Here is a 15,287-nt window from a genome sequence, read left to right as displayed (position 1 = left end):
CTTTGAAATAATTCTTAAATACTGGCTGATATTTTAATGTTTTATGTTCTTTTTCAAAAAAATATAAAAAAACAGCTAATTTTTACCTGACAATACTCCTCTATCCCCCTTTACTTTCTATCCGGAACGAATATTCCTTCTTGTAAATGCAGATGATCCTCCTTCGTTTTATATGTGGTGAATATTCTCCCATTTATTAAGTACGTAAATATTTGAAAAAATTTTTTTGATTTGGTTTTTTATTGTCTCATTATCCTTTTGATATTTTTCATGCAAAAAAATAGCCAAGGTATTTGATGTAATACCTCGGCTGTCTGTCTTTTTATTTGTCTACTACTAGTAATTCGTCTAATTGAAAATCGATTTCATAGATTCTTTCTACATTTCTCAAAAGATCATGATTCATTTTATGATATTTCGTTGCACCAAGTTGCTGACAAATCTGCAACGCTTGGTTTACTTTTTGTCTTCCTTTTTCATTTCCTTTGATCATCTCCCAGATTCCAGTGAGTAGGGAATACTGATTTCGTTCAAAGAACATATCTTCTTCTAAAAAGACTGCTTCAAGTTTTGAGATATATTTCCAAATTAGTCCGCGTTGTTGCTGCTGGATAAAATGGATAATCGCATTTGCCAGCATCCGAAAGCTCTCATTCTTTCGATCCTTGCTGTTTTGATAAGCGGAAATACTGACTAATGCTTTATCTAACACTAAATCGATAAAGAATGGATCAAAAGCATACATACAATGATTGAATAACACCAACTCATAATTCGTCCATGTCTGTGCATAAATCAGATACTGATAAACTTCTGAATCAGCAACAGCAATTGGCTCATCTACTATACGAGCAATCAGTAATTTGCATAAACTAGCTAGATGTCTCTCCTTTTGAGTGATGTCTCCTTTTTCTTCGCACAGGCTGATCAAATGTTGCAATTCTTCTTTATCTTGATTCATAAATGCTAAAACCATTTCTTTCATCATCCGGTCCATGTTTGCCACTTCCGGCGGATAATCGAATATCCTCAGTTCATCATAACCAAGATTGAGTTTTTGTAAAAAATATGAAAATTTGCTAACTGTCGTGTCTGCTTGATTTTTTACAAACCGTTCGTAAACGGATCGGCTGACTTCCTTTCCGCATAATTCTGCTACGGAGATACCTTTTTGCTTTCGAACAAATTCGATGATCTCCCATACTTCCATTTTGCCAACTCCTTTATAAATATGGCTCTCCTTCAATTGAAAACAATCGCAACATGATTTTGTATGAAGTAACATATACCAATCCATCAGATCTTCATTTTTCATTCCTAAAAATCATTTTTTTCGTAAGACGTTCCTTGTTTTTCATAATATCATCGCTGTTAAAACCGATTGTTCATTTACCAGTATTTTTAAAAAAACTTAATCATAATAGTTGTTTTATAATTTTGTAATCCATTAGGGAATAAAGAATAAGCGGTAAAATGATGCATATAATGCGTTATTTTATTTTCGCTATATGAAAAATACTCATTTTTGTTTTTTCTAGTAGAATTTTATCTTCTAAGTATTCCCCTCGTATGAACTATTTACCATTGACAAACGTTAAACAAAAATTTAGAATATTCACAAGTTTGACGACAATTATGAAAATTTATGTCGTGCTAAAGGAGTTTTGTTATTGGATGAAAAGTTAGATATAAAAACTGCGATCAAAGACACGTTACCTACCGTTTTTGGTTATATCGGTATTGGACTTGCATTTGGTATCGTTGGAAAAGCTGCCGGGTTTCATCCGCTGGTCGTCACGTTGATGTCCCTGCTGATCTATGCTGGTTCCGCCCAATTTATCACAGTCAGCATGCTTGCTAGCCATAGTCCACTGCTTTCCATCGTTCTCTCGACCTTTCTAGTCAATTCCCGAATGATTTTGATGAGTATGACGATCGCCCCTTATTTCAAGAAAAATCGGCTGCTTCAAAATCTGCTAATTGGCACATTGCTGACAGATGAAAGTTTCGCACTGGGAATGAATAAATTGAACTATACGGGACAAAAGTTAAACTTTCGTTGGATGAATACAGCTAATTGGATTTCTTATTTGACGTGGGTGGGTTCTTCTCTTGTTGGCGCACTTTTAGGTAATTTTATTACTGATCCGAAAAAGTTTGGCTTGGATTTCGCCATCGTCGCTATGTTTATCGGTTTACTTTATCTTCAAGTCATTTCTGATAGAAACACCTCTAAACGATTACAGTTGATCCTGATTGGTCTCACTTTGATTCTGGTATATGTCGGACTGATTTTTATCCCAAGCAACTTAGTGATCGTAGTTGTGACACTGATCGGATGCGGATTGGGGGTGTGGATCAAACATGCCTTCTTTTGAGTTTACATTGCTGACTATTTTAGGTTGTACTCTAGCGACTTGGCTTTCTAGGGTCCTACCGTTTGTCTTACTGAAAAAATTCGATTTACCGCAACCGTTGCTTGAGTATTTAAGTTTTGTCCCAATCGTCATTATGTCTGCTTTATGGTTCAGCAGTCTATTTACCCAAAACATCGGACATCTGCCGCAAATCAATCTCGAAAATGCTTTGGCTTCAGTTCCTACTCTTTTAGCTGCTATTCTTTCAAAAAGCTTATTGGTGATCGTCTTGGTGGGTATACTTTCCCTTTCATTGATTCGCTTATTATAAATAAAAAAACAAGAGCTTATGGCAAATTACTGTCATGCGCTCTTGTTTTTATCAAAATCAAGTAAGAAGAAAATCGGCGTATTCCTGCTTATCCGTTGAACGGACCACTAACAACGACTTTTCCTAACATATGTCCTGTTTCTACGTCTTTGGTTGCTTGTTTCAAATTCTTCGCATTGATCCCATCTGAATAGACCTTGCTCAATGTACTGCGGATAATCCCTTCGTTTGCTAAAGCAGCAATGTGCGCTAAAGCTTCTCCTTGCGTTTCGACTTCATAGTTATAGTCTGTTTTAGCGAACATATACTCCCAGTCGAAGCTGATAGATTGGTTTTTCCAAACACCTATATCTAACGGCTCTTTGATTCCTACGATCGTTCCCACATGTCCAAATGGTCGGACAAGGTGCTTGATTTGATCAAAATAGCGGGTAATATCGAATAATACAGCGACATACTCTACTTGATCGATTCCCAATTCACGAAAACTTTTACTTAAGTCTTGATGATAATCGATTGGATAGTCTACACCTGTTTTTTTCAGCCATTCAAAATTCTTCGGACTTGCAGTCGCATAGACTTCTAGACCAGCCCAATGTGCTAGTTGATTCAAAATCGAACCGACGCCCCCAGCTCCGTTGATCACTAAGATTTTTTTCCCGCGGTTGGCATTTTTTTCTGGAATCAGACCAAATTTTTCAAATAACAATTCATAAGCGGTCAATGAAGTCAATGGCAGCGCTGCGGCTTCTTCATCTGACAGATTTTTCGGTGCAAGAGCGGCAATACGTGCGTCAACCAGTTGGTATTCTTGATTGCTTCCTGCTCTTGTTGTTGTACCTGCATAAAACACGCGATCGCCGACAGAAAATTTTTGCACTTCATCGCCTACAGCAACGACTTTTCCGACCCCATCAAACCCTAAGATACGCAAAGCATTTCTTATCCCATTATCTTGGCGAAGTTTCGTATCGACAGGATTGACAGATACTGCGTTGACTTTTACCAGAAGATCCTGTGAACTGGGTACAGGTAGCTGTTCTTTTTCATCAATAAAGCTTTTTGGATCATCAATCGGTAACCCTTCATAAAAACCGACTACCTTCATTAATTCCTTTTCTGACATACGAATTCCTCCTTAGCTTCATCAAGTTGGAGCATCCATACAGTGTTCATTTCAATATATATAGTATGTTATTTGTTCCACCTTTTTTATCCATCATAATTATTCTCTTACTTAAAGTAAACTATTTGCACTTTTTAGATGAAAAAGAGGTTGCGACAAGACTTTTGTCACAACCTCTTATAAACGGTGTTCTCCTACCAACTCTTCGGTCACAAGTTACAATATTTATAAAATATGAGGAGCTATTTTTTGAAATTGCTCCTTGTAACTCAGAGTTAAACGGCAGGCTCACAACCTCTGATTCACGGTGTTCAAGCAAGAAATGATTGTTCACTGAAAAGCGTTGGATGTTCTTTTTCAAAGGTGTCTAAGATCTCTCGTACTTCATCGGTAGATTTCGTATTCATCAACTGAACACGCAAGTCATTTGCTCCTGGAAATCCTTTGATATAGATTTTAAAGAAACGATGCAGTCCTGTGATCGAACGTGGGATGATTTCTGAATAATGATCTTGCAGATCTAGTTGCAGACGAAGTAGTCCAATCAGTTCTTTTTCTGTATGCTCCCTCGGTTCTTTTTCAAATGCATAAGGATTCTTGAAAATCCCCCGGCCAATCATGATGCCATCTACGCCATATTTTTCAGCCAATTCTTCTCCTGTCCGGCGATCGGGGATATCTCCATTGATCGTAATCAGTGTTTGCGGAGCGATTTGGTCACGTAAAGCAATGATTTTAGGGATGACTTCCCAATGTGCATCTACTTTACTCATCTCTTTACGCGTACGCAAATGGACAGAAAGATTGGCTATATTTTGATGAAGTAGGTGACTGATCCATTCTTCCATCTCAGACATTTCCGTATAGCCGATACGAGTCTTGACGCTGACAGGCAAACCGCCAGCTTTAGCCGCTTCAATCAATTGTGCCGCTACTTCTGGACGAAGGATCAAGCCACTGCCTTTTCCACGTTCTGCTACATTAGGAACTGGGCAGCCCATGTTGATATCGATTCCTTGGAAGCCCATTTCTGCCATAGCAATGCTCATTTCTCGGAAAAATTCTGGCTTGTCTCCCCAAATATGGGCAACCATCGGCTGTTCATCTTCTGTAAAGGTCAATCTTCCTCGTACACTGTCTTTTCCATCTGGATGACAGAAACTGTCTGAGTTTGTAAACTCAGTAAAGAAGACATCCGGTGCTGCTGCATGCTTTACGACATGGCGAAATACAACATCTGTTACATCTTCCATTGGTGCTAAAACAAAAAAAGGCTTTGGCAGCTCTTTCCAAAAATTAGTAGTCATTTATTTGTTACTCTCCATTCTATCAAGCAGTGAAGTCGCAATCTTTCTCAAAAACATTGTCATTATACTAGGAAACAAAAAAAGAAGCAAAGTGAACAGCTTAAAGGATGTTTCTGATTGAGCAAAAAAAAGACTGTGACAAAAATCTTATCACAGTCCATTTTCCGGAATAAATGGTGTTCAAAAGCTTGCATCTGCGGTAATAAGTCCAACCAAACGAAAAATAGGAGGAGCTATTTTTGTTTGGCTGTTCTTATTACTTGATGCAGAACAGCTTTTTCACAACCTCTCCACTAAACGGTGTTCAATCAGCTGACCCTCGGTATTAGCTCAACAAACGACAAAATATGAGGAACTATTTTCCCGTTTGTTTCTCTAATACTCAGGTCAAAACGCTGATTTCACAACCTCTTTTCTAACTTCTCAATCCTCTTCCTTTATTGATCAAATACCAAGTAACGGCGTACAAAACAACGATGAATAGCACAAGTACGATCATCGATGTTGCTACTGGCACATCGATTGTTCCAAGGAATCCGTAACGGAAACCGGAGATCATATAAACGATCGGATTGACTTTCGAAACAGCTTGCCAAAATGGCGGCAACATAGAGATGGCATAGAAAACGCCACCTAGATAAGTTAACGGCTGCAAGACAAATGTAGGCACGATCGATACATCATCATAAGACTGAGCAAAAATCCCGTTGAGCAGTCCTGCTAACGAAAACAAGATTGCCGTCATCAATAATGTAATGATGACCATGAACCATGAATACACATGAAGTGGTACAAAGAACAAGGAAATGATCGTTACGAGAGAGCCGACGAGAATACTACGACCCACTCCGCCAATCACAAAGCCCCAAATGATCACATGCGTAGGAACAGGCGCTACCAAGATTTCTTCGATGTTTTTCTGGAATTTTTGAGAGAAGAAGGACGAAGAAACGTTGGCATACGAACTAGTGATAGCAGACATCATAATCAAACCAGGCACGATGAATTCCATATATGAAAAACCACCCATGTCACCGATCCGACCACCGATCATTTTTCCGAAAATAACAAAGTACAAGGATGTCGTGATCACAGGCGGAACCAGTGTTTGGACCCAGATACGCAAATAGCGGTTCGTTTCCTTGATAGCTAAACTTTTTAATGCAGTAAAATAAAGATTAAACATTTTTCTCCTCCGTATGATCATTTTCTTCTGTGATTTTCAAAAACAGTTCTTCTAAACGATTCGACTTATTCCTCATAGAAAGAACTTTGATTCCTTGTCTTGTCAACTGATCGAAGATTCCGTTCACCCCTTGATTTCGTTCAACTTCGACAGCGATTGTCTGTTCATCTTCAAATGTACAAGCGTATCCTTCAATCACAGGTTTGGTCTCATATGGCGCTAAATCAAAGATAAATGTTTCAAATTGCAGTTTGGATAGAAGCTCTTTCATACTAGTATTCTCGATCAGTTCACCTGATTGGATGATCCCGATGTTGCGACAAAGCATTTCAGCTTCTTCTAGATAATGCGTCGTCAAAATGATCGTTGTACCATTTTCGTTCAATTCTCGGAGAAACTCCCACATCTCGCGTCTCAATTCAATATCGACTCCTGCTGTTGGTTCATCCAAGATCAGCAAACGTGGTTCATGCATCAATGCCCTAGCAATCATCAGTCTTCGCTTCATTCCCCCGGAAAGCATACGTGCACGGACATTTCTCTTTTCCCAAAGATTGGACTGCTTCAAATATTTTTCGCTGCGTTTCATCGCTTCTTTGCGAGAGACACCGTAGTAGCCTGCTTGATTCACGACGATTTGCTGGACCGTTTCAAAGGGATTGAAATTGAACTCTTGCGGGACTAATCCAATCTGTTGCTTTGCTCGGACTAGATCCGTATCCAGATCATAACCGAAGACCTTCACTTTTCCAGATGTTTTATTGACTAAAGAAGTAATGATTCCGATCGTTGTAGACTTCCCAGCTCCATTTGGTCCTAATAGCGCATAGAAATCTCCTTCTTTCACGGAAAGATCGATTCCTCGCAATGCTTCGACCCCACTTCCATAAACCTTTTTCAAATTATTTATTTCAAGCGCATTTGCCATTTATTTCCTATCTCCTTATAGACATGATTCTTTATTGTATCATGGAATACAGCAGATGAAAAAACAACTTGGTTCCAACGAAAAATCAGGTTGCTGGGCTCAGTAAAATCTCCTAATGAAAGACATCAATCGGACGAAGTCAGACAACCTTTTCAGAAAAAACAAATCGAAGATAAAGGATTACTATTCATATGTGCAACAAAAGGAGCGTGAGACAAAAGTAAAGAACACTTTTGTCTCACGCTCTAAACACGTATAAACGGCGGAAGCATGAGCCAAGATTTTTGATCCAATAAATACTTTCGATCACTTCGCCTATCCCAATACATGCCACTGCCGCTTTTCATCAAATGACGCGGCTTCCGTCTTTGCGGTTTCTACTAAAGTCTCTGGATAATCCAAAACTTTCAGCAAGGCAATCGCATTTCGGGTCCTTGAAGGTCCTTCTTTTAATTTGAAATCAAAACTGATTCCTTTTCCTTCTGTTACTTGTTCTTCAAAGTGGACATTCTCACAATAATTCTTTAAAATCTCTGTCAATTCGATATCATGTGTGGCGACAAATGCTAAAGATGGATACTCCGCAAGCCACCGAACGACTGAAGCGGAAGAAGCAATCCGTTCGATCGTATTTGTCCCTTTTAAAATCTCATCTACGAAGCAGTAGCAGCGTTCTTTGGAAGCCACTTGGTCCAACAAACGTTTGATCGATTTGATTTCTGAAACAAAATAACTGTCGCCTTCAAATAAATCATCTTCGATTGCCATGGAAGTCAACACATGTCCAGGTTGCAGGGTAAACTGTTCTGCAATCGCTGTTTGGATCGTCTGTGCTAGAATACAGCTGATGGCTATACTTTTGACATACGTAGATTTTCCTGATGCATTGGAACCCGTGACTAATGTATTCTTCTGCCAGTTGACTGGATTCACTACCGCTTCTTTTAACAATGGATGATAGATATCTTTCGCTGTCACACCGCCCTCAGTAAACTCTGGTCGGCAAGTGATGGGCATATAAGTACGGTAATTCAATATTGCAGCGGCTACTTCTAATTCTCCCAGCAATTCCCACAGCTTGATGGCTTCAGTTGAATGCTTTTCTAATTTAGCGAGAACAAAATGATAGGAGATAAATGGCAGCATGAACATGATGTTGACATATTCAAAAATCAACTCTGCTTCACTCCCACTCTTCATACGAAATGAAAAACCTAATTTAGGGATGTCTCTTAATGGTTTAGTTTGCTGTCTCAGCTCTTCTTGAAGTGGTGTCGGCAGTTTTGCTAGCTGATTGGCGGCTGAAATCGTTGAAACCAAATAACTCATGCTATTCAGCTCTGTTTCTAGTGTTTGTTTCTTCACTAGATAATAGACCGTATTGAATACTAACCCACCGATTGCCAAATAGATTCCTAGTACTTGACCTAAAAGAAGCAAACCTACACCCACCAGCGGAAGCAAGCCAAGAAAAATAAATAAACCTACGCGTCCAATCTTTTTACTTTTTCCATCCGCTAGATATTGTTTTGCAAAATTATGATCTTTTTTTCCTAAACGAGCGAATTGATATTGGATTTTTTCTCTCAGTTGAGGATTTTCCTGATAAAAAGCAATCAGTTTTTCTAACTGCTGATCTTCGCCAAAATCAAAGCTGCGTAAACGTTGATACAACGCTTCTGAACCTACACTAGAATAGGTACTGTTGATCCCTTCGAATACTTCGAACATATCCAGGTCATACCAAGTAAGATCGTCGATTTCACTATCCCATGAACGGAACTTCTTCTCCGTGAGCCATGCTTCCTTCAAACTTTCTTCTTTATCAAATCTCGGTTGATAAGGAATTTTTCTCCATTTGCTACGAACTGTTTCCTTTAATTTCAAACGTGAAAAAATGTCTAAAGCAACTAATAAAATAACAGCTGCAATAATAATTAAAACGATAAATTCTCTTTGACCCATATCCCTCTCCGTTCCTTTATTTGTTAGCTTTAGTATAGCACTGTTGCGCTATTTGAAAAGAGGGTACAAAAATAACTGTCTTCGTTACCTAATTCGTATCAATCACACCAAAATAAAAACACCTTCCAAAAAAAGAAGATGTCTTTAAAACGAGATACATTTTTTTATCATTCACTTCAGGTAAATTAGAGCCAATTAAACCCTCCGCAACTTGACGGAGATGGAGAAGATGCCCCCGTCTAATTTAGCGGTCATCTCTCCTCCCATTCCTTCCACCAATTTTTTTGACAGGTAAAGCCCGATTCCGCTAGATTCCGTATTTGTGCGGCTGGTATTTTCGGTATAAAAACGCTGGAAGACTTTTTCAACAGAGGTTTGCGCTCCTGCTTTGATAGGATTGGCCACTGTTAATCGAATGAATGGATCCTCTTTTGAAAATGTCACCTTTGCTTGTCCATCTGCATAACGCAATAAATTCTGTATGATATTTTGCAGCACTCGCAACAACATGAGCGGATCTGCTAATACAGTTGTATTTATCGAGTGTTCAGCGAACGCTACCTCGATATTTTTCTCAGAAAATTGTTCATAAAAAGAGAAAAATACTTCTTCCACCTCTTTAGAAAAAGAAAGCGTATGGAAATCCATTTCTTTTTGCTTCGTCTCTATTCGAGCAAGATCATAAAACTGATCCATCATACTGAGTAATCTTGCAACAGATTGTTTGATGATCGTTAAATACTTCTCCCGTTTCTCCGTATCCTCTACCTGTTCCAGTAATTGTACATAACCGTTAATAGCAGTCAAAGGGGTTCTGAGATCATGAGAAAGGCCGACAATCGATAGTCGGATGTTTTCTTCCATTTCTTGAAATACTTGTCCTTTTTGTTCATTTTCATCCACCCATGTATTCAGTGCATCTACTAGGTCCATTAGATTCTTTTCTCGAAATTCGACTGAAAGACGACCACCATATTCTTGTCGTTCAGAAAGAGTGGCGATTTTCTTAGTCAATCGCTTGATTTCCCTTTGCAGGAAGAAAATAAAACTTCCCATAAAGATAACAACGAGAAGCAACAGCCCCTTAATCAAATCTAAACCCCACTCCCCACACCGTATGAATATACACAGCATGTGCCTTTGCTAGTTTCCCTCGAAGATTGGAAATATGCATATTCACTGTTTTCTCACTATCAAAATATGGTTCTTGCCAAACTGTTTCATAAAGATTTGCTCGCGAAAATACTTTTTTCGGATGTTCTAAAAAAAGCTTCAGCAAATCGAATTCTCTTCCTGTCAAATGGACAGCCACACCATTCACATTTACATCCCTTGACTCTTTGTCCAGTAAGATTTCCTTGTAATAGATGCGTTGTGACAGATCTTTTACTTGGACAGAAGTCTGATGACGAAGTTGGATGCCGATTCGTAACAAAAGTTCTTCGATATCAAATGGTTTCGTCACATAGTCATCCGCTCCTGCTGCCAACAAGAAAACTTTATCTCTTTGATCGCTTTTTGCTGAAAGAACGATGATCGGAACATTCGATGTCTGTCGGATTTCTGCTAACAATGCTTCTCCTGAAAGCCCTGGAAGCATGAGATCTAGAAGGATCAAATCAACAGGATATGTGCTTAACAATAATTTTCCTTCCGTACCTGAATAAGCATCAAGAAGTTTGTATCTCTGTTCAAGAACCTCCTCCAGTAAGGAATGAACAGCTTCATCGTCTTCGATAATCAAAATAGTTTCCAGCAGGACCACCTACTTAATGTCAGATTTTTGGAAAATAAACATTCCTAGAGCTGATGATACCACGAGTGTTACTAGACTGACCAGAATCATTTTCGGTGCTTGCGAATAAGTTGCTTGTTGCGCAAAGTCCGTATACATGAGCCACGTTTCCGTAAACCACTCCATTAGAAATTCCAAGCCTTTGATTTTTGCGAAAACACCGGGAACGAAGGCCGTTCCCATGATATAAAGAAAAGAAAGAAGCAAACTGACACTGGTACTTCTAGTGACGAATGTCAAAGCCACTGGAACAGATAATGTCCCTAATGTCAGCAGAAGCAAGACAGGAAATACTTGCAGAACATAATTTCCATAGTTTTTGATTCCCTCGATTTCACCAAATCCGAAAGCAAGTGTGTAAGCAAGTATGGCTAGACCCGTGATCAAAACCACGCCAAGTGTTGTGATCAAAAGCGTAACGAGAAGTTTCGACATATAATAAGTCATTCGATTCCGTCCTAAAGATAACGTATTTCGAATCGTACCGTTTTGAAATTCTTCCCCAATATAAAAGCACGCAAATGCTGCGAAAGCCAGAAGAATCCATGCAGCCATTTTTTCCACCATTAAAATCCCTGTTGCACCGTTGATGACTGTATCCGTTGCTTGATTTAATTCATTGCCGTATTTTGTATGCATATACCATTCGTTCCAAGAATAAAAAAGCGGAAGTACGACCATCAGTCCTAGTGAGACCCACATTTTACGGCTCTTCCATACTTTTATTTTTTCAGCAGTTAATAGATTAAACATGTGTCTTGCCTCCAGTTAATTGTAGGAAATAATCTTCCAGTTTTTGCCCAACTAGGTGGATGCCATCCACAGGAACTTTTGCCTCTACCAATGCTTGATTGATGGCTGCTACTTGGTCAATTCCTTCAAAAAGCTGGATAACACGGCTAGATTGGACAAAATAATCCCTATAACCAAGAGAGTCGAGAACCGTTACTGCTTGTTCCGTCGCCGAAGTGTCAATTTTTATAAATTGACGAGATTCTTGTGCCAATTCTTCTTTCGATAATTCTTTGATTAAGTGTCCTTCATGCAAAATACCGTAGTGGGTGGCGATCTGTGACAATTCATCTAGCAAGTGGCTAGAAAGCAAGACGGTGATTCCCCGTTCTTTTACCAACCGTTGGATGATTTCTCGCATTTCTGCCATCCCCGCTGGATCCATCCCATTCGTCGGTTCATCCAAAATCAAAAATTCCGGATTCGTGATCAGTGCATTTGCAATAGCTAAACGCTGGCGCATACCTAAAGAGAAATTCTTTGCTTTCTTTTTCCCTGTATTTTCCAACCGCATCAGTTTCAGCAGGTCTTCGATTTCTCTATCCGACACACCGCCGTTCGCTGCTTGGATACGTAGGTTATCTCTTGCAGTTAATTCTGGATAAAGAGCAGGGGTTTCAATCGATTGACCCATACGTCGTCTTGCTGCCTGTAAATCCGTCGTTCCAAATAATTCGATCGAACCTTCATCAATCGAGATCAAACCCATAATAGTTCTCATAAAGGTAGACTTCCCCGCTCCATTTTCCCCAATCAATCCATAGATCATTCCACGTTTGATTTCGATTGATACTTTATCTAATGCTTTGGCAGCACCGTATTTTTTGGTTATACCAGTTGCTTTCAAGACCGTTTCATTTCCAAAATCCATGCTTATCCTTCTTTCTTATTGATAAGTGAAGTATAGTTGACGGGTATAAAGAAAGCAGCCAGAAATGTATAAAGAAAGTGTAAATTTTCCAATTGAATGTCAAAAAAAAACAATCAGACAATACGTGTCTTTCCTATTATCAGGCAGTTTGTTATACGCTTGTATCAGTTTCCTGATTCTTTCTTTTCGACCAAAGTCGTTTCTCTGTATTCCTCTTCACTGAAAATTTTTGCTTCTTTCAGATCAAGCTTGAGTAATTTTACCAGACCGGTTATAAGGATAACTATAGCAAGACTCCCTCCCAGAAAAATCAGACTGTCTCGCAGACGTGGTTGCGTTGTCTGCCAATCAAAGAGCGCACCAAACAGTGCTAATCCAAGTGGACTGGCCACCATGGTAATCGTTGTTATCGTTGACATCAGACGTCCTTGTATATGCGTTGGAACTTCTCGCTGAAGCCAGACCATAGTTGGGATATTCATCAGATTGTTCACGATAGCAATCGCAAAAAGAAGCAAGCCATCAATGATAACTGCAAGAATCTCTCCGTGGACCAAAAGAACCATTAAACTAATGCCTACATAACCAACTGCATAGCCATAAGAAAGCTTACGAGATCGTTCAAGAGGAGCCGATGGATCTTTTATTTTTCCTGCTAACCAGGCACTTACTAACATCCCGACAAAAAAGAATGTTTCAGTCAATCCATAAAGAACATTAGATACCTTCAAAGTACGAAGCATGATGATGGGCAGCCCTACATTGATGATGGCACTGAAAAAATTCATCAGTAAAGCAAAAACCAACGAATAGATAAGATATTTTTGATGTTTGATGTAACGCAACCCTTCAAGAAAAGAACCTTTATCTGATTCGGTAGCTCTCTTCAGTTGGTCTTCTTGTGAATGAACAAGGCGAAAATCCATTGTCAATGTAATGAATAACGTCATGATCTCAGTCAGTATCTCGATAAAAACAAAAAGCCAGAATGGAAGAAGTGTATAAAGTACCGCACCTAAAACTCCTGTTAGTAGACTCGAGATACTCGTAGCCATGCTCAAGTAACTGGCAAGTTTCATCAAGTCATCCGACAATACTAGATCGGGTTTTGCCGCCTGTTGTGCAGTATAAGTAAATTGGTCGGTGGCTTTCAATACAATAATCAGCAAGATTGATTGCAAAAGAATTCCTTTTTGCGGATGAGCAGACAGCCCCCAATATAAACCGTATATGGCTAAAATAACTAACGTTACAAGCTGGCTGATGATGATCACTTTTTTACGATCGTATCGATCCACGATGGGTCCAACGATGGGCGTTAGAAAAATGGCAAGTATTGGCTGAATGACAGATGCTAAAACAAATGAAATAGCTAACCCGGTTTTTTCAAGTAGCATCAGACTAAGTCCAAATGTAAAGATAGAAGAACCAAATGTCCCGATAAGAGAAGAAATTGCTGCTTTCATAACTTGTTTCTTTGATTGCTGTTCAAGAGTGAGTGTATTCATGCTCCATGCTCCCTTCGTTTTTTTCATCCTATCAGCAGACCAATTTTTTATGTTATTATGTTCACTATAATGAACACAAAAGAGGGAAGTATATGGAGAAATATGGATTGACAGCGCGTCGCATCAGGATAGACAAAGGGTTGCTGATGAAGGAAGTGTATGGAGGAATCGTTGGACGGACCTTTGCTTATCGTTTTGAACGGGGGGAAGTAAACCTTGCTTTAGAGGATTTTTTATCTGTTCTCGATAATTTAGAATTAGAAAACCCCGATGAATTTTTCTTTTTACATTATGGAGAAAAATATCGCGGACAGAAAAGTTTCTTAAAAGAAATAGCAGAAGAAACCCAACGATTCCAACATGTGGAAAAAGAACCTAAGTTTTATTTGAAGTACAAAGATAGTAAGAAAAAAGAAGAACGTTTTTATGCGTACCTCATCCACTTACTCGCTACTATTGATCGAATCGATGCACAGACAAGCGAAGTCAATACCGAAGAAATGAAGTTCATGGAAGATTATTTGATGCAGATGGAGACGTGGACGCTAAAGGAAATGAATAACGCAAGCATCATTTTGCCAATGTTGGCAGATGATATCCGCCCTTTATTCCTCTCACGCTTTAAAAAGAATTATCAGAACTACCGTGATTTTGAAGAAGACTGGTCTTTTAAATATGCCAATCATCTACTTAACTATGCCTTGATCCAGCTACTCTTTGATAGATATGAAGAAGCATTGTCTTTAGTTCCCGACCTCCAAACTTTAGTGAAAGAACATCCGAGTTTACAAGGACGCTTAGTCATCACATTGCGTCTTTCTCAACTTGAATTGATTGCTGCTGTTTTTCGAGAAGACGATGATTTCATTCGTTCAGAGACCCAACGAATCCAGACAATCTGTGATCTTTGCTTCCTAGATGAAGAAGTACGTATGGCCTACCCTCGAATCACCGCAGAACACGTCAAAAGAGCCAGAGTATATAAAAAGCAAAAGGAAAAGAAAAGCACTCATCCTTAAAAACGGACCTATGAAAAATAAGAGGGGTTGTGACAAGACTTTTGTCGCAACCCCTTCTTCCGAATAAACGGCGTTCTTCTGCCAACTCCTCGGTCACAAGTC

General features: G+C 39.1%; 14 protein-coding genes. 3 read left to right on the top strand and 11 right to left on the bottom strand.

Annotated elements, in window-relative coordinates; translation table 11 throughout:
- Positions 1–322: 322 nt before the first annotated feature.
- Positions 323–1,210 (bottom strand): transcriptional regulator, encoded by an 888-nt coding sequence (locus A5816_RS11645; protein ID WP_002320469.1) that lies wholly within the window; start codon positions 1,208–1,210, stop codon positions 323–325.
- A 460-nt stretch (positions 1,211–1,670) separates the two neighbouring features.
- Here A5816_RS11645 and A5816_RS11640 point away from each other — a divergent pair, with 460 nt between their 5' ends.
- Together A5816_RS11640 and A5816_RS11635 are read left to right on the top strand one after the other, a co-directional pair.
- Positions 1,671–2,378 carry an AzlC family ABC transporter permease gene (locus A5816_RS11640; RefSeq protein WP_002310518.1) on the top strand — a complete coding sequence of 236 codons (708 nt, stop codon included), beginning with the start codon at positions 1,671–1,673 and terminating at the stop codon, positions 2,376–2,378.
- The gene (locus A5816_RS11635) at positions 2,365–2,688 is read left to right on the top strand and encodes an AzlD domain-containing protein (protein ID WP_002332245.1); all 324 of its coding nucleotides are present in this window, start codon (positions 2,365–2,367) and stop codon (positions 2,686–2,688) included. Before A5816_RS11640 ends, A5816_RS11635 begins: the two co-directional genes overlap by 14 nt.
- 88 nt (positions 2,689–2,776) lie before the next feature.
- On the opposite strand, the gene A5816_RS11630 is transcribed toward A5816_RS11635, so the two are convergent.
- The 10 genes from A5816_RS11630 to A5816_RS11570 form a co-directional block, all read right to left on the bottom strand.
- Complete coding sequence (locus A5816_RS11630) at positions 2,777–3,814, bottom strand: zinc-binding alcohol dehydrogenase family protein (RefSeq protein ID WP_086311386.1); 1,038 nt, start codon at positions 3,812–3,814, stop codon at positions 2,777–2,779.
- A gap of 311 nt (positions 3,815–4,125) precedes the next feature.
- Positions 4,126–5,121 carry a tRNA-dihydrouridine synthase gene (locus A5816_RS11620; RefSeq protein ID WP_086311384.1) on the bottom strand — a complete coding sequence of 332 codons (996 nt, stop codon included), beginning with the start codon at positions 5,119–5,121 and terminating at the stop codon, positions 4,126–4,128.
- A 415-nt stretch (positions 5,122–5,536) separates the two neighbouring features.
- A complete protein-coding gene (locus A5816_RS11610; RefSeq protein WP_002287492.1) occupies positions 5,537–6,307 on the bottom strand; it encodes an ABC transporter permease in 771 nt (256 codons plus the stop codon).
- Complete coding sequence (locus A5816_RS11605) at positions 6,300–7,235, bottom strand: ABC transporter ATP-binding protein (RefSeq protein WP_002310523.1); 936 nt, start codon at positions 7,233–7,235, stop codon at positions 6,300–6,302. Before A5816_RS11605 ends, A5816_RS11610 begins: the two co-directional genes overlap by 8 nt.
- A gap of 315 nt (positions 7,236–7,550) precedes the next feature.
- Positions 7,551–9,200 carry a DNA mismatch repair protein MutS gene (locus A5816_RS11595; protein ID WP_086311383.1) on the bottom strand — a complete coding sequence of 550 codons (1,650 nt, stop codon included), beginning with the start codon at positions 9,198–9,200 and terminating at the stop codon, positions 7,551–7,553.
- A gap of 195 nt (positions 9,201–9,395) precedes the next feature.
- Complete coding sequence (locus A5816_RS11590) at positions 9,396–10,292, bottom strand: HAMP domain-containing sensor histidine kinase (RefSeq protein WP_086311382.1); 897 nt, start codon at positions 10,290–10,292, stop codon at positions 9,396–9,398.
- Positions 10,285–10,965 (bottom strand): response regulator transcription factor, encoded by a 681-nt coding sequence (locus A5816_RS11585; RefSeq protein ID WP_086311381.1) that lies wholly within the window; start codon positions 10,963–10,965, stop codon positions 10,285–10,287. The genes A5816_RS11590 and A5816_RS11585 overlap by 8 nt, the downstream gene beginning before the upstream one ends.
- Positions 10,966–11,748, bottom strand: coding sequence for an ABC transporter permease subunit (locus A5816_RS11580; protein WP_002373829.1), 783 nt, complete (start codon positions 11,746–11,748; stop codon positions 10,966–10,968).
- Entirely contained in the window at positions 11,741–12,658 is a 918-nt protein-coding gene (locus A5816_RS11575; protein WP_002373830.1) for an ATP-binding cassette domain-containing protein, read from the bottom strand. Before A5816_RS11575 ends, A5816_RS11580 begins: the two co-directional genes overlap by 8 nt.
- 164 nt (positions 12,659–12,822) lie before the next feature.
- Positions 12,823–14,124 carry an MFS transporter gene (locus A5816_RS11570; RefSeq protein WP_370877211.1) on the bottom strand — a complete coding sequence of 434 codons (1,302 nt, stop codon included), beginning with the start codon at positions 14,122–14,124 and terminating at the stop codon, positions 12,823–12,825.
- A 134-nt stretch (positions 14,125–14,258) separates the two neighbouring features.
- Here A5816_RS11570 and A5816_RS11565 point away from each other — a divergent pair, with 134 nt between their 5' ends.
- Positions 14,259–15,185 (top strand): transcriptional regulator, encoded by a 927-nt coding sequence (locus A5816_RS11565; RefSeq protein ID WP_086286390.1) that lies wholly within the window; start codon positions 14,259–14,261, stop codon positions 15,183–15,185.
- The last annotated feature ends 102 nt before the right edge of the window (positions 15,186–15,287 follow it).

Origin of the sequence: Enterococcus sp. 3G1_DIV0629 (assembly GCF_002141285.1) — a bacterium.
Lineage (GTDB): Bacteria > Bacillota > Bacilli > Lactobacillales > Enterococcaceae > Enterococcus_B > Enterococcus_B lactis.
This window is presented reverse-complemented; position numbering and strand designations above follow the sequence as displayed.